Source organism: Pseudomonas sp. WS 5027, from assembly GCF_012985695.1.
Taxonomy (GTDB): domain Bacteria; phylum Pseudomonadota; class Gammaproteobacteria; order Pseudomonadales; family Pseudomonadaceae; genus Aquipseudomonas; species Aquipseudomonas hygromyciniae.
The window spans coordinates 94,753-113,977 of record NZ_JAAQWU010000016.1 but is presented as its reverse complement, the minus strand read 5'-3'; the positions used below and the strand labels follow the sequence as shown (position 1 = coordinate 113,977).

Below are 19,225 nucleotides of genomic sequence, written 5' to 3'. Positions count from 1 at the left end.
ATTAACCATTCAGTACATTTTGTCTCAATCAATAAAAACAACAGTGGAGACATCCCTATGGCGCCTATCGTGCTGGTCCTCAACGGCCCTAACCTGAACCTGCTTGGCACCCGCGAACCGGCCACCTATGGCCACGAGACCCTGGCCGACGTCGCCGCGCTGTGCGGTCGCAGCGCCGAACAGTTCGGGCTGAAACTGGAGTTTCGCCAGACCAACCACGAAGGCGAACTGCTGGACTGGATCCATGGCGCGCGCGCCCGTTGCGCCGGGATTGTGATCAACCCGGCGGCCTGGACCCACACCTCAGTGGCCATCCGCGACGCCCTGGTAGCCAGTGAACTGCCGGTGATCGAAGTGCATCTGTCCAACGTGCATGCCCGCGAACCCTTCCGCCATCACTCCTTCGTCTCGCCTATCGCCAAAGCCGTGCTCGCCGGGTTTGGCAGCCACGGCTATCACCTGGCCCTTGAGCATTTCAGCCGGGAGCTCAAATGAAGCCACGTATCCTCGCCGGCCTGATCGGTGCCGGCATCCAGGCCTCCCGCACGCCGGCCCTGCATGAGCAGGAAGGCGATGCCCAGGGGTTGCGCTACCTGTATCGCCTGATCGATCTGGATCAGTTGCAAATAGACAGCAGCGCCCTGCCCGACTTGCTCACGGCCGCCGAGCAGATGAACTTCACCGGGCTGAACATCACCTACCCGTGCAAGCAAGTGATCCTGGCGCTGCTCGATGAACTATCGCCCGAGGCCAAGGGTATCGGCGCGGTCAACACCGTGGTCTGGCGCGACGGCAAGCGCATCGGCCACAACACCGACTGCCTGGGTTTTGCCGAAGGATTTCGCCGCGGCCTGCATGCAGCTGCGCGCCAGCGCGTGGTGCAGATGGGTGCTGGTGGCGCGGGCGCGGCAGTGGCCCACGCACTGTTGGCCGAAGGTGTCGGGCAGTTGAGTATTTTTGATGTCGACAACGGGCGCGCGCAAAGCCTGGCGGATAACCTCAACCAGCATTTCGGCCCCGGCCGGGCATGTGCCGGCAGTGATCTGGATAGCGCCATGGCGGCGGCTGACGGCCTGGTCAACACCACGCCCATGGGCATGGCCAAGCTGCCGGGCATGCCAGTGCCAGCAGGGTTGTTGCGCGCAGCGCTATGGGTGGCGGAAATCGTCTACTTCCCGCTGGAAACCGAACTGCTGCGCACGGCCCGGGCTTTGGGCTGTCGCACCCTGGATGGGGGCAATATGGCCGTGTTCCAGGCGGTGAAGGCGTTTGAGTTGTTCAGCGGCAAGAAAGCAGATGCACAAAGGATGCTCGATCATTTCCAGAGCATGAATACTTCACTGTAGAAACCGGTTCCTAATGTGGGAGCTGGCTTGCCTGCTCCCACACAAGCCCGCACACATTGAATTCGGCGGTGGATCAGGCCTGTAGGTAACGCAGCACCGACTCGCAGATCATCGCCCGATGCCGTTGCTTGATCGCTTCATCCGATAACTCGATCTGAAAAATCTCACTGAAGGTATGCCGGTTGGACACCCGGTAAAAGCTGAACGAATTGATCAGCAAATGCACATCCAGCGGCTCCAGCCCCGCGCGAAACACCCCCTGCTCCGCGCCCCGGCGCAAGGTCGCGCCCAGCGCTTCAAGGATATTGCTGTTCATCGCCTTGATCGCATCCGACTGTTTCACATACTCGGCGTTGTGAATGTTCTCGATGCTGACGATCCGCACAAAATCCACATTCTGGTCATGGTGGTCGAATGTGAACTCCACCAGGCGCCGGATCGCTTCCCGCGGCTCCAACGCCGTGAGGTTCATCCGGGTCTCGGTGTTGCGGATATCACCGTAGAGCTTTTCCAGGACCTCGACGTACAACTGCTCCTTACTGCCGAAGTAGTAATAGATCATGCGCTTGGAGGTGTGGATGCGCTCGGCGATGGCGTCCACCCGCGCTCCGGAAAGCCCCTGCTGCACGAACTCGACAATGGCCTCTTGCAGAATGTTCTCGCGGGTCTTTTCCGGGTTGTTCTTGCGACTCTTGCGCGGCGCCACGGCGGCGGCGGGCAGTTCGGGCGTCGGGGTCATGGTGCGCTCACGGCCATTTATGCAGGCCGTGATTATGGGCCGCCAGGTCTCACGAAGGAAGCGCCAACGCCCTACAACTTGGCCTGGCGCACCGCCCCACTGCGCGACTTGGCCATCGCCGCCAGGCGGACCGCCACGTTGGCGGCGCCATAGCCGGCGTACCCGTTCTTGCGCTGGATAATCTCGAAGAAGAACCGCCCTTCGAAGGGCTCGGTGTACACATGAAACAGCTCACCGCCCTGGGCGTCACGGTCGTACAACACGTTGTAGTACGCCAGTTCGCTGAGGAACTGATCGTCGAAATCAAACCGCGCCGCCAGGTCATCGTAGTAATTGAGCGGGATATCCAGCAGTGGCACACCCGCTTCCTTGGCCCGGCTGACCTCGGCAAAAATATCTGCACAATCGAAGGCAATATGATGCACCCCAGAGCCACGATAGCTCGATAGCGCGTGGGAAATGGCGGTATTGCGGTTCTCGGAAATATTCAGCGGCAGGCGGATCGAACTGCAGCGGCTGCGCAGCGCTCGGCTCTTGACCAGGCCGTAGGGGTCCGGCAGCACCACTTCGTCGTCGGCCTCGAAATCCAACAGGCTCTTGTAGAACAGCACCCAACTGTCGAGGCTGTCGGCCGGCAGGGCCATGGCCATATGGTCGATGCGCAACAAGCCGCCGCCGCTGGCGCTGGCGGCCTGCAGGTTGAAATCGGTGTCGTAGATCCCGCCCGCGTGCTGGTCCACCAAGTAGATCAGGCTGCCATCCGGCGCGCGGACGGCCGCCAGCTCCAGTTCATTGGGCCCGACCAGGCCGCGATAAGGTTGGCCCTTGTAGGCCACCGCCCGTTCCAGGGCCTTGGCGCTGTCCTTGACGCGAATCGCCGTGGCGCACAACGACGGGCCATGGGCCTCGAAAAAGTTGTGGGCAAAGGAGTAAGGCTCGCAGTTGAGGATCAGGTTGATATCGCCCTGGCGCAGCAGGCTGACGCTCTTGGAGCGGTGCTGCCCAGCCTTGACGAAGCCCAGGCGTTGCAGCCACTGGGTCAGCCGAGCGCCGAGGTTTTCATCTACCGCAAACTCGAGAAACTCGATGCCGTCGTACTCGCTGGCGGCCGGTGTCTCAAACAGGATATCCAGCGGCATGGCCTGTTGTTCCAGGCGTTGACGGGTCTTCTCTTCCAGGTACAGCAACGACCGCAAACCATCCGCCGCGTTGGCCCGGGTGGGCGCGGCGCGAAAGCCATCGTTGAAAATCTCCAGGGACAGCGGCCCGGTGTAACCACTCTGGATGATCGGCGCGAGAAAACCCGGCAGATCGAACTCGCCCTGGCCGGGGAAGCAGCGGAAGTGCCGGCTCCACTCCAGCACGTCCATGGCCAGAATCGGCGCGTCGGCCATTTGCACAAAGAAGATCTTGTCGCCAGGGATCTGCGCGATCGCCGTTGGGTCGCCCTTGAGCGACAAGGTATGAAAGCTGTCCAGCAGCACCCCGAGGCTGGGGTGATCGATCTCGCGCACCAGTTGCCAGACCTGTTGCCAGGTGTTGACGTGCCGCCCCCAGGCCAGGGCTTCATAACCAATGCGCAAGCCACGGCGGCCAGCATGTTCGGCCAGCAGGCTGAGGTCATCCCGCAGGATCGAATGCTCACCCGTCGAGTCCGCCGAGGCATTGCTGCACACCAGCACCAGGTCAGTGCCCAATTCCTGCATCAGGTCGAACTTGCGCTCGGCCCGCTCCAGGTTGCGCGCCAGGCGCTCGCGGCGGCATCCTTCAAAGTCACGAAAGGGCTGGAACAAGGTGATAGCGATGCCCAAGTCAGCACACATCTGCCGCACTTCCCGGGGGCTGCCGTCGTAATACAGCAAGTCATTCTCGAAGATTTCCACCCCATCAAACCCGGCCGCGGCAATGGCTTCGAGCTTTTCCGGCAGGGTGCCGCTCAGGGAAACAGTGGCGATGGAACGTTGCATGGGGTGACTCCCGGCAATGAAGGCTGGTCTTGTTTGCGGCAAATTATTGGCCGCGCGCGATAAAGCAGCAATTTAAAATGTACCAACCAGTTAGTTTTATGGGCGATTATCGAACACAATGCCGATTGGCGAATTGACGATTTTTTAGCCACTGCGCACCATCGATTGCGCATCCAGGGCCGTTTTTTGTCGGCACGCACCTGTGATCACGACCCAGAACACACCATAAAAATTTCAAAAACGGGTACCTCTCATGCCTTCGCAAAATTCCGCCGTGGCCCCGCGCCCCGGCAACCCGCAAGCGGCCATTGGCGACAAGATTCGCGGCGCCCTCGCCGTCGGCAAAACCCGCTGGGGCATGCTGGCCCTGGTGTTTTTCGCCACCACCCTGAACTACATCGACCGCGCCGCCCTGGGCGTGATGCAACCGATCCTGGCCAAGGAGATGAGCTGGACGGCGATGGACTACGCCAACATCAACTTCTGGTTCCAGGTCGGTTACGCCATTGGTTTTGTCTTGCAAGGCCGGCTGATCGACCGGGTCGGGGTCAAGCGCGTGTTCTTCTGCGCCGTGCTGCTGTGGAGCATCGCCACCGGCGCCCACGGCCTGGCGACGTCGGCAGTGGGCTTTATGGTCTGCCGCTTTATCCTCGGCCTGACTGAAGCGGCCAACTACCCCGCCTGCGTCAAGACCACCCGCCTGTGGTTCCCCGCCGGTGAGCGCGCGGTGGCCACCGGCATCTTCAATGCCGGCACCAACGTCGGCGCCATGCTCACGCCGATGATGTTGCCGCTGGTGCTGCATGTGTGGGGCTGGCAGGCTGCCTTCTTGTGCATGGCGGCACTGGGTGGGATCTGGCTGGTGTTCTGGGGCCTGAAGTACTACAACCCTGAAGACCATCCGAGCGTGAAACAGTCAGAACTGGACTACGTGCAACAGGAAGTCGAGCCGGAACAACCGCGCGTGCCTTTCAGCCGTATCCTGCGCATGCGCGGCACCTGGGCCTTCGCCATTGCCTACGCCCTGACCGCCCCGGTGTTCTGGTTCTACCTGTACTGGCTGCCGCCGTTTCTCAACCAGCAATACAACCTGGGGATCAACGTGACCCAGATGGGTATCCCGCTGATCATCATTTACCTGACGGCGGACTTCGGTAGCGTGGGCGGCGGGATCCTGTCCTCATTCCTCATCGGTCGCGGCATGCAGCCGATCAAGGCGCGCCTGCTGTCGATGCTGCTGTTTGCCTGCTGCATCGTCGGCGTGATCATGGCCGCAGGCTCCAGCCAGTTGTGGGTCGCAGTGTTTGCCATCTCTCTGGCCATCGGCGCGCACCAGGCCTGGACCGCCAATATCTGGAGCCTGGTCATGGACTACACGCCCAAGCACATGATGAGCACGGTATTTGGCTTTGGCGGGATGTGCGCGGCCATCGGCGGGATGTTCATGACGCAGATCGTCGGCCATATCCTGACCGTGACCCACAACAACTACACCGTGCTGTTCACCCTGATCCCGGCGATGTACTTCATCGCCCTGACCTGGATGTACTTCATGGCGCCGCGCAAGATCCCGACGGTCGAGGTCTGATTCACCGCCGCCGCTGCTGCCAGGCAGCGGCCAACCCGCTCAAGCAGATCACCCCGATCCCGACCACCGTGGTCAGGTCCGGGGTGTGGTTGAACACCAGCCAACCCAGCAACCCCGCAAACACGATCTGGCAATAGCCAAACGGTGCCAGCAACGCCGGCGCGGCGAAGCGGAAGGCCTGGGTCAGCATCAAGTGCGCGGTCATGCCGCAACTGCCCAACGCCAGCATCAACAGGCCATGGCCCAGGGTTGGCACCTCCCAGAAGAACGGCACCAGCGCGCTCATGACCAGGGTGTTGCACAAGCCGGCGAAGAAGTTGCTGGTGGTCGGGCTGTCGTACTGGCTGAGGATGCGGGTCAGCAGTTGGTAGAAGCAGAAGAACAACGCCGAGACCAATGGCAACAACACCGCCGGGGTGAACAACTCACCGCCCGGGTGCACGATGATGAGCACCCCGACAAACCCGCAGATCACCGCCAGCCACTGGCCCCGCGTCACATGCTCGCCCAGCAGCGGTACCGACAGGGCCGTCACCAGGATCGGCGCGAGGAAGTTCACCGCCGTGGCTTCCGCCAGCGGGATGTAATGCAGGGCTGCGGTAAAAAACAGGCTGGTGCCCAGCAGGCACAAGGCCCTGGCGACCTGCAACAACGGGCGCTTGCTGCGCAGCACGCGCAGGCCCGATTGCGGTAGGAAAATCCCCGCCATCAGCAGCGTATGCACCATGTAGCGGGCCCACACCACCATCACGATGGGGTAGAAGCCAGCGAGGTATTTGGACAATGCGTCATGGCTGGAAAACAGGAACGTCGCCAGCACAATCAGCACAATGCCCTTGAAAGGATGGTTGACGCCGGAAAGTGGAGTGCTGAGGGTCATTGAATTCTCGTGCGTGACAGGCTGAAATGACCGCCGCAAGCAGTGGCACTCAACGCGCTAATCTAGAGCGGGTGGTGCATCGGTCTCAAGAGCATAACCAAACAGCGGGCGATCAGCGCACTAAATTGCCCAAACCCAGTCCAACGCTGCACGCCAGCCTGCCATTGCACGTTTTTTAATCAAGGCCAATTCTCCATGAAAAAAACCCTGTTGCTCCTTTCGACCCTCGCCCTGCTCAGCGCCTGCGATAAAGCCCCCGACGCCCCGAAGCCGGCGCCGCCCTCGGTGCAGGCGACCCTGGTCCCGGAAACCCTGCCCACCGACAAATGGGTCGGCAAGTGGATCGGCGTCGAAGGCCTGCACCTGACGGTCAGCAAAGACGAGAGCATTGGCCGCGGACACTACCTGCTGACCATGCAATACGGCCTGGATACAGACGCCTCCGGCACCTTCAAGGGTGAGGCTGGCGAAGGCGGCATCATCTTCAACCGCCCGGACGGCCCGCAAGTGCTGCGCGCCGGTGACGGTGCCGCGACCGGTTTGAAATGGCTGGCTGATAAAAAGGATTGCCTGGTGGTCAATACGGGCGAAGGGTATTGCCGCCAATAACGACCATACTCACTCACCACAACCCCGATTACTGTAGGAGCGAGCTTGCTCGCGAAAGTCGTTAACGCTAACGCCGCATGCCTGGTTTAACGCGGTGCCTTTGCGTTTTTCGCGAGCAAGCTCGCTCCTACATAACGATCATCAAGAGGATTGCCCCATGCTATGGAAAAAGGGTCGACGCAGCGATAACGTGGTCGACGCGCGCAATGACAGCGGCGGCGGTGGCGGCATGCGCTTTGGCGGCGGCAAGGGCCTGAGCCTGACCGCCATCGTATTGATCGTCGGCATCGGCCTGCTGACAGGCCAGGACCCGATGCAGATCCTCGGGCAACTGAGCGGCCAGATGACCGAGCAGGCACCTTCGGTCAGCCCACAAACGCGCCAGGCACCACCGGCCAACGATGAACAGGCGGACTTCGTGCGTGCCGTGCTGGGCGATACCGAAGACACCTGGGGCCAGGTATTCAAGGAAAACGGCCTGGCCTACAAGAATCCCAAGCTGATCCTGTTCCGTGGCCGGGTGAATTCCGCCTGCGGTGGCGCGACTTCCGCCAGCGGCCCGTTCTATTGCCCCGCCGACCAGCAGGTCTACCTGGACTTGGATTTCTTCCGGGAAATGTCCCAACGCTTCCAGGCGGCCGGGGATTTTGCCCAGGCCTATGTGATCGCCCACGAAGTGGGTCACCACGTGCAAACCCTGCTGGGGATTTCCTCGAAGATCCAGATGGCGCGTCAGCAAGGCCGGCAGATGCAAGGCGATGGTGGCCTGCTGGTCCGCCAGGAACTGCAAGCCGACTGCTTCGCCGGGGTCTGGGCCAACCGTGCGCAAAAGCGCCTGAACTGGCTGGAACCGGGTGATATCGAAGAGGCGCTGAACGCTGCCAACGCCATCGGCGATGACCGCTTGCAGCAACAGGGCCAGGGCCGCGTAGTCCCCGACTCGTTCACCCACGGCACCTCACAACAGCGGGTCCGCTGGTTCAAGACCGGGTTTGCCCAAGGTCAGATCAGCCAGTGCGATACGTTTTCGGCCAAGAGCCTGTAAATGAATAAGCGATGCGCATGGCTGCTGGGCCTGCTGATCACCTGCTCTACCGCCACCCTGGCCGCCGGGCAGGCGGTCAAGGTGATCAGCCCCGATCGATTCACCCTGCAAGCCGGCGACCTGAGCCTGGGCCTGAGCCAGGACTGGCGCCAGCCGCTGCCGCAGATCACCCGCGCGTTGATTATCGTGCATGGTCGACTGCGCAACGCCCAGACCTACCTCAAAAGCGCCCAAGCCGCTGCGGCCCTCGCGGGGCAAAGCGCCAACACCCTGGTGATCGCGCCGCAGTTTCTCAACGACGCCGATATCCAGCGCCATCACCTGGGCGATAGCGTGCTGCGCTGGCACGGCAATGGCTGGATGGCTGGCGAGTCGTCAATCGGCCATGGCCAGATCAGTTCCTACGGCGCGCTGGACCAGATCATCAAGCATCTGGGCAACCGCAAACTGTTCCCGGAGCTCAAGGAAATAGTGGTCGCCGGGCATTCCGGTGGTGGCCAGGTGGTGCAACGCTTTGCCCTGACCGGCCATGACCACCCGGCCCTGCACGCGGCGGGGATCAGCCTGCGCTATGTGATCGCCAACCCGTCGTCCTACGCCTACTTCAGCCCGCAACGCCCGGTGCAATTCGCCCCGGCCAGTTGCCCGGACTTCAATGACTGGAAGTACGGCATGCAAAAGCTGCCGGCCTACGCCAACGGCCAAAGCCCCGAACAATTGGAAAAAGCCTATGCCGCGCGCGAAATCACCTACCTGCTCGGCCAGCAGGACACCGACCCCAACCATCCGGCCCTGGACAAAAGCTGCGCGGCCGAGACCCAGGGCGCCTACCGCCTGATTCGCGGGCACAACTATTTCGACTACCTCAAACAGCGCCATCCGCAGTTGAGCCAGCGATTGGTTGAAGTACCAGGGGTTGGGCATGACGGTGACAAGATGTTTACCTCGCCGGAAGGGCAGGCGGTCCTGTTCCACTAATCCGTCAGACAAAACCCACATTTGATTTTTGATGCTTGCTTTAGATCATCTGGCGTAATGCCGCGCAGTCCTTGGCATGCCAATCGGCCAATTCCGGCCATGGGTTTTCGGGAAGGTTGACCAGCACCGTTCGCGTCCCCGCCGCCCGCCCGCAATCCAGGTCGAAACGATAGTCGCCCACCATCACCATCTCGGCCGGCGCCACATCCCAGGCCTGCGCCAGCTTCAACAGGCCACCGGGATCCGGCTTGGGCGGTGCGTCGTCGCGGCCCAACACGTCTTCCACGGCAAAACAGTCCGCCAGGCCGATCGCCTGCAAGGTGATATGGGCCAGTTCCTGAGCATTACGCGTCAGGATCCCCAGGCGATAGCCTCGTGCCGCCAAGTCCCGCACCAATTCCACCGCGCCCGTGGCCGCCACCGAGCCCAGTGCCAGCTCGCGCTCATGTTCCAGCAACCAGGCATGTTTGGCCGCCGACTCAGCGGCAGGCAGTGCCGCCAAGTGGGTGAGAATGTCGTCGGCAGGTGGAATATCCAGGGCCACGCGGATCGCTGCGAAGTCATGCACGGCCACGGTGAGGGTGCCGTCCATATCAAACACCCAGTGCTTAACATCCGCCAGGCTCATGCCCAATCCTTGCGATGGCGGATCAAGCCTTCCTGAGTCACCGAGGCCACCAGTTGGCCGGCGCGGTTATACACACTGCCACGGGAGAACCCACGGGAATTGCCGGCCCAGGGACTGTCCATGGCGTACAGCAACCAGTCGTCGGCCCGCAGATCGGCGTGGAACCACAACGCGTGGTCGAGGCTGGCCACTTGCATATCCTTCTGCCATACGGTCTTGCCATGGGGCAGCAACGAGGTGGTCAGCAGGCCGAAGTCGGAGGCATAGGCCAGCAGATATTTGTGCAGCGCTGGCAAGTCGGCCAGAGCGCCATCGGCGCGGAACCACACATATTTGACCGGATCGGTCGGCTGCGGGTTGAACGGGTCTTTCTCGGTCACCGGCCGCACTTCGATGGGCTTGGGGCACAGCAGTTTTTCGCGCATGGCTTCGGGAATCAGGTGCACGCGCTGCTGGGTCAGTTCCAACTCCGACGGCAGGTTCTCCGGCCCCACTACCACCGGCATGGTGGTCTGATGCTCGAAGCCTTCTTCGTCGTACTGGAACGAGGCGCTGCAGGTGAAGATCGGGTTGCCCTTCTGGATCGCCGTCACCCGGCGCGTGCTGAAACTGCCGCCATCGCGTACCCGGTCCACTTGATAGACCACCGGCAGCGCGGCATCCCCAGGGCGCAGGAAATAGCCGTGCAACGAATGCACATGCCGCGCTTCTTCGACGGTCTGGCTGGCCGCCGACAGCGACTGGCCCAACACCTGGCCGCCGAACAGTTGGCGAAAGCCCAAGTCCTGGCTGCGGCCGCGAAAGAGGTTTTCTTCAATCGGTTCCAGGGTCAGCAAGTCGACCAGATCTTCCAACACTTGGCTCATACACTCTCCTCAGAGCAAAACGGTTTCTACCTTCTATTTTCTACTGTAGGAGCGAGCTTGCTCGCGAAAAGAACAGCGACGACGCTGGGTATCAGGCCCTGCGCGTTATCGTTGACGTTTTTCGCGAGCAAGCTCGCTCCTACAAGTATTACCGCCTGCCTATCCGTGCAGCGTGTCCAACCATTGGGCGCGGGTGATGCGATACAACACATGATGGCGCAGCGGATCGTCCGCCGCGAGCCTGGGGTGTTGAAAATCTGCCGTCGGATCGTAATGCATGCCAATGGCCTGCATGACTTTCTGCGACGGCAGATTGGCCTCGGTGGTGAAGGCCACTATCTCGTCCAACTGCAAACGGTCAAAACCACAGCGCAATGCGGTCCATGCCGCTTCGCTGGCAAAGCCCAGGCCCCAGTGCTCGCGGGCCAGGCGCCAGCCAATCTCCACCGCTGGGGTGAAGTCAGCCTCAAAGCCGACATTCATCAACCCCGTCAGGCCGATAAACTCGCCGGTGTCCTTACGCTCAAGGGCCCACGCGCCAAACCCGTACTCGGCGAAATGCCCGCGTATTCGCCCGATCAATGCCGCGCTTTCCAGACGATCCAGGGGGGGCCGGAAAATAGCGCATCACCTGCGGATCGGCGCCCATCCGGGCAAACGCCGGCAGATCGCTGTCGCGCCATTGGCGCAGCACCAGGCGTGCACTTTCCAACTCCAGTATTGGCTCCATCGTTCCCCTCCCTTGCCATGTGCGTGAGTGTACAGCGCTGTTAAGATCCTTCGCTGGTTCCTGTCAGAAATTGCCATGCCTTTGCCACTGATCTACCACGACGACTACAGTCCCGAGTTCCCGGCGGATCATCGCTTCCCCATGGACAAGTTCCGCCTGCTGCGCGATCACCTGGTCGACAGCGGCCTGACCCAGGACAGCCAACTGCTGCGCCCGGCATTGTGCCCGGCCGAGGTCCTCGCCCTGGCCCATGACCCTGGCTATATCGAACGCTACATGAGCGGTGAGTTGTCCCGCGAAGACCAACGGCGCCTGGGCCTGCCCTGGAGCGAAGCCCTGGCCCGGCGCACCGTACGCGCAGTCGGCGGCTCGTTGCTGGCGGCCGAACAGGCCCTGGAACACGGCCTGGCCTGCCACCTGGCGGGCGGCACCCACCACGCCCATTACGATTACCCGGCGGGCTTTTGCATCTTCAATGACCTGGCGGTGATCAGCCACTACCTGCTGGCCAGCGGGCGGGTCAACCGCGTGCTGATCTTCGACTGCGACGTGCATCAGGGCGATGGCACCGCGCGCATCCTCCACGACACGCCGGATGCCATTACCGTGTCCCTACACTGCGAAAAAAACTTCCCGGCGCGCAAGGCCACCAGCGACTGGGACATCCCGCTGCCCATGGGGATGGGCGATGCCGACTACCTCAAGGTGGTGGACGACGCCCTCAACTACCTGCTGCCGTTGTACCAGCCTGATCTGGTGCTGTATGACGCCGGCGTCGATGTGCATAAGGACGACGCCCTCGGTTACCTCAAGCTGACAGACGCAGGCGTCGCCGCCCGTGATGAAAGCGTGATGCGCCATTGCCTGGGCCGCGACATCCCGGTGATGGGCGTGATCGGTGGCGGCTACAGCAAGGACCGCCCTGCCCTGGCCCGCCGCCACGGCATCCTGCATCACAGTGCCCAGCGGGTGTGGACGTCATCAGGTTGTCATTGAAGTGTGGGTGCGTTACCCACAATGCCTGTGGAACGGCCTGTGGATAAGTTGAGCGTAAACACCTGTAAGGCACGCACTGCATAGCCTGTAAGAAGGTGTACGTTTTTTGATCAGGCAGTTTCACGGTCCTCGGGTAGAATGCTCGGCCTACTTCGCCGAACCGCAGTCACCGCCATGCCCCAGATCCCAGCCCAGCCTTATCACGTCACGATCATCGGCGGCGGTCCCGCCGGGCTGATGGCCGCCGAAGTCCTGAGCCAGGCCGGGGTCCAGGTGGACCTGTATGACGGCATGCCCTCGGTGGGGCGCAAGTTCCTGCTGGCCGGCGTAGGTGGCATGAATATCACCCACTCCGAAGCTTATCCGGCATTTCTCTCGCGCTATGCCGAACGCGCCCCAGACATCGCCCCGCTGCTGCGCCAGTTTGGCGCCGAGGCGTTGTGCGAATGGATTCATGGCCTGGGGATAGAAACCTTTGTCGGCAGCTCTGGCCGGGTGTTTCCGACCGATATGAAAGCCGCCCCGCTGCTGCGCGCCTGGCTCAAGCGCTTGCGCGACCAAGGAGTAGTTATCCACACCCGCCACCGCTGGCTGGGCTGGAATGCCGATGGCGGATTAATTATCCACAGCCCGGATGGCGAGAAAACTGTCCACAGCGATGCCGTGCTCCTGGCCCTCGGCGGCGGCAGTTGGTCGCGTTTGGGATCCGACGGTGCCTGGCTCAAGTTGCTGGAAGACCAAGGCGTGCCTTACGCCCCGCTGCAACCGAGCAACTGTGGCTTCGAGGTAACGGCCTGGAGCGACTTGATGGTGAGCAAATTCGCCGGAGCACCGCTGAAAAACGTCGCCATTGGTTTGGCAAATGACAAACCCCGATTGGGCGAATGCGTGGTCACCGCGACCGGTATCGAAGGTAGCCTGATCTACGCGCTGTCGGCGCCGATTCGCGAAGCGATCAACCACGATGGATCCGCCACCGTGCATATCGACCTGCTGCCGGGCAAGCCGCTGGACAAGGTGCAGGCGGCATTGGCCAAACCCCGTGGGTCACGCTCGATGAGCAAGCATTTGCACAGTCAGTTGGGGCTGGATGGGGTAAAAGCCGCGCTGTTGCGCGAGTTGGCGCCCGCCGAACACTTCAACGACCCGCAACAATTGGCCACGGATATCAAGGCTCTGCCGCTGACACTGGTGAAAACCCGGCCAATGGACGAAGCCATCAGCACCGCTGGCGGTGTGCCGTTTGAGGCTCTGGATGAGCGCTTGATGATCAAGCAATTGCCGGGGGTGTTCTGTGCCGGGGAGATGCTGGACTGGGAAGCGCCGACGGGAGGCTATTTGCTGACGGGGTGTTTTGCCAGTGGGCGGGCTGCGGGGCGCGGGATGCTGGAATGGCTCCAACGCCGGTAATTGCGGCGAACTCAGGTCCGCCATCGCAGGCAAGCCAGCTCCTACCTTTGAATGTGTTCACAGTTCAAAATGTGGGAGCTGGCTTGCCGGCGATAAGGCCCTGACAGGCAGCAAAGAATTACTTCTTCTTACGCGGCCCGGTATTGAACACCGGCACCTTGCGCACCGGCTTGATCGAAGGCTCGGCCGCCACTTCCCCGCTTTCTACCCATTTGCCCAGATTGCGCTTGCCGCCACCACCCGAGGTTTTCGGCTTCTTCGGTTTTTTCGGCTTCTTCACCACCTGGCCACTGGCATCGGTGTCCGGCACGCGGTGTTCCGGTTCGAAATCCTGTTCCATTTTGCGGGTCAGGGTCTGGCGGGTCAGCATCTCGATGGCCGAAAGCATATTCACTTCATCGGCACACACCAGGGAAATCGCCTCGCCGGTGTTGCCAGCCCGGCCAGTACGGCCGATGCGGTGGATGTAATCCTCGGCGACAATCGGCAGGTCAAAGTTGACCACCATCGGCAAATCTTCGATATCCAGGCCACGGGCCGCCACATCGGTGGCCACCAGGATCTGCACGTCGCTGGCCTTGAAGCGGTCCAGGGCTCGTTGGCGCGTAGCTTGTGGCTTGTCGCCGTGGATGCCGTCGGCATTAATGCCCAGGCCTTGTAGCTTATCTACCAGCGCATCCACGCCATTGCGGGTCTTGGCGAACACCAGTACCTGCTTCCATTTGCCCTTGCGCATCAGGTGCACAAACAGCTCGGCCTTGCGCTTCTTGTCCACCGGCACCACCCACTGCTTCACCGTGTTGGCGGCGACGTTGCGCGGGCTGACTTCGATGCTCAACGGGTCATTGAGCATCTGCCCGGCCAGCAGGCGGATGTCATCGGAGAAGGTCGCGGAAAACAGCAGAGTCTGGCGCTTTTTCGGCAGCATGCGGTAAATGTTCGCCAGCTCTTCCGAGAAGCCCAGGTCGAGCATGCGGTCGGCTTCATCGAGCACCAGGGTTTGTAGCTGATTAAGCTTCAGCGCGTTCTGGCGGAACAGGTCGATCAAGCGCCCAGGGGTGGCAACCAGAATATCGACGCCCTTGCGCAGCTTCATCATCTGCGGGTTGATGCTGACGCCGCCGTATACCGCGTAGGTGGTCAGGGGCAGATGTTCAGCATACTCGGCGACGCTGGCGTGGACCTGCTCGGCCAACTCGCGGGTCGGGCACAGGATCAAGGCGCGCACCGAGTTAGCGGTGACTTTCGGCCCTTCCATGGTCAGCAATTGCAGGAGCGGCACGGCAAAACCGGCAGTCTTGCCGGTACCGGTCTGGGCCGCAGCCATCAGGTCGCGACCGGCCAGCACCGCCGGAATGGCTTGCGCCTGCACCGGCGTTGGGGTCTGGTAGCCAAGCGCCTCAAGGGCGCGCAGCAAGGGTTCGATCAGGCCAAGTGTGGCGAAAGTCATGTGTTTACCGTAGGAAAAATTCAGCGCAAGGGCGTAATGCGCGGCAGTTTACCTTATTTCCGGCTTCGGCTTACGCCACTGGGGCAGGCTGATCAACAGCACTGCGCTGATGATCACGAGCATCGCCAGGGCTTCTTCCAGGCCGATGGTCTCGCCGACAAACACAATCCCCAGCAATACCGCCACGGCCGGGTTGACGTAGGCATAGCTGGTGGCCGCAGCCGGACGCACGTGCTTGAGCAGGTACATATACGCGTTGAAGGCGATGATCGAGCCAAATACGGTCAAGTAGGCCAGGGCCAGCCAGCCTTCCACCGGGGGCATCGCGTCCAGGTGTTCGCCCTTGAGTGCGCTGCCGATCAACAGCACCACACCGGCGATCAGCATTTCAGCGGCGCTGGCCATGGCGCCCTGAGGCAACGGCAAGTGCCGGCTCCAGACCGAACCAAACGCCCAGGAAGCGGCGGCGAACAACAGCAGCCCAGCGCCCAGCGGGCTCGACTGCAGGTTGGAGCCCATATTGAGCATGGCGATGCCGATCATCCCCAGGATTACCCCGGCCCATTCCAGACGGGTATTACGCGCGCCCCAGAAATATCCGCAGAGCAAGGTAAACAGCGGCACCGTCGCCACCGCCAGCGCGGCGACGCCGGAGGTCACGCCGGTGTGTTCGGCCACACTCACGGCACCATTGCCGAATGTCAGCAGCAAAATGCCGATCATGCCCGCGGCTTTCCACTGCACCCAGGTCGGCGCCGGCACCCCGCGCCAGCGCAAGTAGCCATACATCAGCGCCCCCGCCGTACAAAAGCGAATCCCGGCCAGCATCAACGGCGGCCAGTACTCCACGCCAATGCGGATAACCAGGTAGGTAGAACCCCAGATCACGTACAACGCAAAAAAAGCGGCGATCAACGGTAACGGAAAACGACGTGGGCCAGGCATGGGCAGCTCTGCGGCAAGACAAGGGATCGCTATTTTAGGAATCCACGCCAGTAAACATAAGTTACAAAACCTGTTTAAAGCGCCCATACACTTTTCAAATCATGGTTATCAAGGCTATAAGCCTTGTATTCGAAAGCCCCCTATCGCCAGAGCCTTATCATGGACAAATACGACCGCATGCTTCTCAGCGCCCTGCTGGAGGATGGCCGCGCCACCTACGCGCAACTGGCCCGCACCGTTAACCTCTCCGCCCCCGCCGTGGCCGAACGCGTGGCCAAGCTGGAAGCCAGCGGCGTGATTACCGGCTACCAGGCCAAGGTCGACCTGTCCAAGATCGGCTTGCCGATCCAGTGCACGATCGAACTGCGCTTGACCAACAACGGCAGCCAGAAGGTGTACGACGCGCTGGCAGAAATCCCCGAGTTGACCGAATGCCACCGGGTCACCGGCGACCCGTGCGTGATCATGCAGGCGGCGGTGGGTTCGATGCCAGAACTGGAAAACCTGATCAACCGCGTGGCGAAGTTTGGCTTCAGCAAGACCTCGATCATCTTGTCGAGCGCCATAGCTCGGCGGGTGCCGCTGGGGCATTTGGAGGGGAAGAATGGCGGCGCCTGAGCGCAGGCCTAGTGTTGATCGGGTTGCCGGGGCTGGATGCGAGTAAGTGTTGGAGCGGGCTTGCCCGCGATAGCCATAGGTATCTACACAACTTTGCCGCAACGCCTAAATCCAGGCAGATAGCGCAGTTGTGGCGAGCGGGCTTGCCCCGCGCTGGGCTGCGAAGCAGCCCCAAAACCAGCCGCTGCGGTGTATCTGGTACAACGCATTCGGTTTATTGGGGCTGCTTCGCAGCCCAGCGCGGGGCAAGCCCGCTCGCCACAGGAGAGTTCGTCAGTTTCTGAAAGTTGTGTAGATACCTATGCCACGATAGCGGTGTGTCAGGCCCGAATGGCTAAACTGACCCACCTCCATCGCGGGCAAGCCCACTCCCACAGTTTGATCTTGGTTGTGCTCGGGATTGAGATCAGAACCCGCGATGCTTCTTCAGATGGTCATTGATCTTCGCCGCCGGCACTTTCTGCAAGCTGCACAGCAGGTCATGGGACAGCTCGCGCAAGCCGTGGGTGCGGCGCAGTTCCTGGGCCAGGTGGGCGGTGAGGTTGGCGGCCATTTCCGCGTCCGCCATCGCCCGGTGAGCCTTGCCGGTGTGGGGCAACTGGGCATAGGAGGTCAAGGTGCCGAGCTTGTGGTTGGGCGCCGTGGGCATCAGCCGGCGGGCCAGGAGCAGTGAACAGGCAAATTTTTGCAGGCGGGTGCGGCGGATCAGGCCCAGTTCGAAGTCCCAGAACTTCTGGTCGAACGCGGCGTTGTGCGCCAGCAGCGGCGTGGTGCCGACAAACTCATTGACCTCATTCATCACCCGCTCCGCCGGCGGTGCGCTGCGCAGCATGGCGTTGCTGATGCCGGTCAGTTGCTCGATAAACCCCGGCACGCGTACGCCGGCGTTCATCAGGCTCTGGTAGCGGTCCACGATCTGGCCCTGTTCCAGGATGACCACGGCAATTTCCGTGGCCCGGCAACTGCTGCTCGGCGAGATGCCGGTGGTTTCAAAGTCGATGACCGCTATACGTTCCAAACCTGTTCCAACCCCATCTGAAAATCTATTTGAGCAACAACGCGCCTTCGATAGGCACGTAGCGGCTGGCTGCGCGGATCAACGAGTTGGCCGTCAACCCCGGCACGCCGTAAGCCACGGCTTCGACGCCATGTTTATGAATGATGCGGTCAAGCAACATGTCGAAATCGCCATCCCCCGAGGCCAGTACTACTTCATCGACATGGTCGGCGGCGTCCATGATGTCGATGGTGATGCCCACGTCCCAGTCGCCCTTGGCCGAGCCATCGCTGCGCTGGATATAGGGCTTGAGTTTCACGGTAAAGCCCAGGTTGCGCAGGATCTGCTGGAACTGCTGCTGCTTGCTGTCGCCACGGTCGATGGCATAGGCATACGCCTCGACGATCTGCCCACGCTGGCTGATATCAGCCCACAGGGCGGCGTAGTTGAAGTGGCAGCCATAGGCTTGGCGCACGGTGTAGTAGAGGTTCTGCACATCGGCGAACACTGCTATTTTTTTCACCGCATATCCTCATGGCACCGGGGACGTGATGGCCCGCAAAGGCGCTCAGTATGCCAGCCAAGAGGAGGTTTCCGAGAAAAATCAGACCGGGGCGACAGAGCGCCCCGATTCAGTGAGTGTCAGACGAAGGAATCGTCGTCGCCAAAGTAGGAGGAATCGTCGGCATAACCACTGTCGGCGAAGCTGTCAGCGCTGTCATTGCCCCAACCGCTGTTGTCACTGGCCGGCGCCGGCTCTTCGCGGACGATCTCTTCCACCACCTGCGGCTGCTGGTTATGGCTGAACAGGCTGCTGATGCCTTGGGCCAGCATCACACCACCGGCCACGCCGGCTGCGGTTTTTAGGGCGCCGCCGAGAAAGCCGCCACCGGCGGGCGCTGCCTGCTGGGGTTGCTGATAATTCTGTTGCGGTGCAGGCGCGCTGTTGAAGCCCGGTCGGGTCGGCTCGCGCCAACCACCCGCGCCAGAGGCCGGCGCGCTGGGCACAGGCTGCGGCTCGCGGGAGCTGCCGCCAAAGATGCTCGACAGGAACCCACCGCTGCTCGCGGCCGGCTGCGCGGTCTTGGCCCGCTGCAACTCATCCTGCAATTGCTGGATCTGCTGCGCCTGCTGCTTGTTCTGCGCATCCAGGCTCTTGATCGCGGCTTCCTGCACCAGAATCGCCTGGGTCATGAAATACCCGGCGGCTGGTTGGCGAGTAATGTGCTCCTTGATCCGCGCTTCTGCCTGGGCGTCGCGGGGGGCTGAGTCCGTTTCGGCTTGCTGCAACCGTGAAAACAGTCCATCGATCAGGGTTTGCTCTTCGCTGTTCATGGCGACCTCGTTAGATTGCCGGTAAAAATCTGCGTCCCGCCCGCAATGGGCAAGGTACGCCACCAGTAATGGGGCTGGCCCGCGGCGTTTCAATGGTC

19 protein-coding genes and 1 pseudogene are annotated in these 19,225 nt (G+C 61.7%); 9 read left to right on the top strand and 11 right to left on the bottom strand.

The features are described from left to right. Positions 1–57 precede the first annotated feature (57 nt). On the top strand, positions 58–495 hold the full coding sequence (aroQ, locus tag HBO09_RS19805; RefSeq protein ID WP_169999390.1) for a type II 3-dehydroquinate dehydratase: 438 nt from the start codon (positions 58–60) through the stop codon (positions 493–495). Continuing rightward, positions 492–1,346 (top strand): shikimate dehydrogenase, encoded by an 855-nt coding sequence (locus tag HBO09_RS19800; protein WP_169999389.1) that lies wholly within the window; start codon positions 492–494, stop codon positions 1,344–1,346. The genes aroQ and HBO09_RS19800 overlap by 4 nt, the downstream gene beginning before the upstream one ends. A gap of 73 nt (positions 1,347–1,419) precedes the next feature. Here HBO09_RS19800 and HBO09_RS19795 read toward each other — a convergent pair whose 3' ends face one another. After that, a complete protein-coding gene (locus tag HBO09_RS19795) occupies positions 1,420–2,085 on the bottom strand; it encodes a TetR/AcrR family transcriptional regulator (protein ID WP_169999388.1) in 666 nt (221 codons plus the stop codon). A gap of 71 nt (positions 2,086–2,156) precedes the next feature. Continuing rightward, on the bottom strand, positions 2,157–4,052 hold the full coding sequence (gene quiC, locus HBO09_RS19790) for a 3-dehydroshikimate dehydratase QuiC (protein ID WP_169999387.1): 1,896 nt from the start codon (positions 4,050–4,052) through the stop codon (positions 2,157–2,159). A gap of 253 nt (positions 4,053–4,305) precedes the next feature. On the opposite strand from quiC, the gene HBO09_RS19785 reads away from it, so the two are divergent. Continuing rightward, on the top strand, positions 4,306–5,640 hold the full coding sequence (locus HBO09_RS19785) for an MFS transporter (protein WP_169999386.1): 1,335 nt from the start codon (positions 4,306–4,308) through the stop codon (positions 5,638–5,640). 1 nt (position 5,641) lies between these two features. Here the strand turns inward: HBO09_RS19785 and HBO09_RS19780 are convergent, their stop codons facing one another. Further along, a complete protein-coding gene (locus tag HBO09_RS19780) occupies positions 5,642–6,520 on the bottom strand; it encodes a DMT family transporter (protein ID WP_169999385.1) in 879 nt (292 codons plus the stop codon). Between the two features lie 195 nt (positions 6,521–6,715). Here HBO09_RS19780 and HBO09_RS19775 point away from each other — a divergent pair, with 195 nt between their 5' ends. From HBO09_RS19775 to HBO09_RS19765, 3 genes are all read left to right on the top strand, one after another. Then, the gene (locus HBO09_RS19775) at positions 6,716–7,129 is read left to right on the top strand and encodes a hypothetical protein (RefSeq protein WP_169999384.1); all 414 of its coding nucleotides are present in this window, start codon (positions 6,716–6,718) and stop codon (positions 7,127–7,129) included. Positions 7,130–7,286: 157 nt separating this feature from the next. Beyond that, on the top strand, positions 7,287–8,174 hold the full coding sequence (locus tag HBO09_RS19770; RefSeq protein ID WP_169999383.1) for a neutral zinc metallopeptidase: 888 nt from the start codon (positions 7,287–7,289) through the stop codon (positions 8,172–8,174). Beyond that, positions 8,175–9,152 carry an alpha/beta hydrolase gene (locus HBO09_RS19765; protein ID WP_169999382.1) on the top strand — a complete coding sequence of 326 codons (978 nt, stop codon included), beginning with the start codon at positions 8,175–8,177 and terminating at the stop codon, positions 9,150–9,152. 40 nt (positions 9,153–9,192) lie between these two features. Here HBO09_RS19765 and HBO09_RS19760 read toward each other — a convergent pair whose 3' ends face one another. The 3 genes and pseudogenes from HBO09_RS19760 to HBO09_RS19750 form a co-directional block, all read right to left on the bottom strand. Further along, positions 9,193–9,780, bottom strand: coding sequence for an HAD family hydrolase (locus tag HBO09_RS19760; protein ID WP_169999381.1), 588 nt, complete (start codon positions 9,778–9,780; stop codon positions 9,193–9,195). Then, a complete protein-coding gene (gene tesB / locus HBO09_RS19755) occupies positions 9,777–10,646 on the bottom strand; it encodes an acyl-CoA thioesterase II (protein ID WP_169999380.1) in 870 nt (289 codons plus the stop codon). Before tesB ends, HBO09_RS19760 begins: the two co-directional genes overlap by 4 nt. Positions 10,647–10,805: 159 nt before the next feature. Next, positions 10,806–11,376 (bottom strand): annotated as a pseudogene (locus tag HBO09_RS19750) (GNAT family N-acetyltransferase). Between the two features lie 75 nt (positions 11,377–11,451). On the opposite strand from HBO09_RS19750, the gene HBO09_RS19745 reads away from it, so the two are divergent. Both HBO09_RS19745 and HBO09_RS19740 read left to right on the top strand, forming a co-directional pair. Beyond that, the gene (locus HBO09_RS19745) at positions 11,452–12,372 is read left to right on the top strand and encodes a histone deacetylase (protein WP_169999379.1); all 921 of its coding nucleotides are present in this window, start codon (positions 11,452–11,454) and stop codon (positions 12,370–12,372) included. 138 nt (positions 12,373–12,510) lie between these two features. Further along, entirely contained in the window at positions 12,511–13,782 is a 1,272-nt protein-coding gene (locus HBO09_RS19740) for a TIGR03862 family flavoprotein (protein ID WP_262381289.1), read from the top strand. A 118-nt stretch (positions 13,783–13,900) separates the two neighbouring features. Here the strand turns inward: HBO09_RS19740 and HBO09_RS19735 are convergent, their stop codons facing one another. After that, on the bottom strand, positions 13,901–15,232 hold the full coding sequence (locus tag HBO09_RS19735) for a DEAD/DEAH box helicase (RefSeq protein ID WP_169999377.1): 1,332 nt from the start codon (positions 15,230–15,232) through the stop codon (positions 13,901–13,903). 48 nt (positions 15,233–15,280) lie between these two features. Beyond that, entirely contained in the window at positions 15,281–16,177 is an 897-nt protein-coding gene (gene yedA, locus HBO09_RS19730) for a drug/metabolite exporter YedA (protein ID WP_169999376.1), read from the bottom strand. A gap of 159 nt (positions 16,178–16,336) precedes the next feature. Between yedA and HBO09_RS19725 the strand changes: the two genes are divergently transcribed. Continuing rightward, the gene (locus HBO09_RS19725; protein WP_169951152.1) at positions 16,337–16,795 is read left to right on the top strand and encodes an Lrp/AsnC family transcriptional regulator; all 459 of its coding nucleotides are present in this window, start codon (positions 16,337–16,339) and stop codon (positions 16,793–16,795) included. A gap of 406 nt (positions 16,796–17,201) precedes the next feature. Here HBO09_RS19725 and HBO09_RS19720 read toward each other — a convergent pair whose 3' ends face one another. The 3 genes from HBO09_RS19720 to HBO09_RS19710 form a co-directional block, all read right to left on the bottom strand. Next, complete coding sequence (locus tag HBO09_RS19720; RefSeq protein WP_169997625.1) at positions 17,202–17,813, bottom strand: 3'-5' exonuclease; 612 nt, start codon at positions 17,811–17,813, stop codon at positions 17,202–17,204. A gap of 25 nt (positions 17,814–17,838) precedes the next feature. Beyond that, complete coding sequence (locus HBO09_RS19715; protein WP_169997627.1) at positions 17,839–18,315, bottom strand: NYN domain-containing protein; 477 nt, start codon at positions 18,313–18,315, stop codon at positions 17,839–17,841. A gap of 119 nt (positions 18,316–18,434) precedes the next feature. Then, a complete protein-coding gene (locus tag HBO09_RS19710; RefSeq protein WP_169997629.1) occupies positions 18,435–19,127 on the bottom strand; it encodes a DUF2076 domain-containing protein in 693 nt (230 codons plus the stop codon). Between the last annotated feature and the right edge of the window lie 98 nt (positions 19,128–19,225).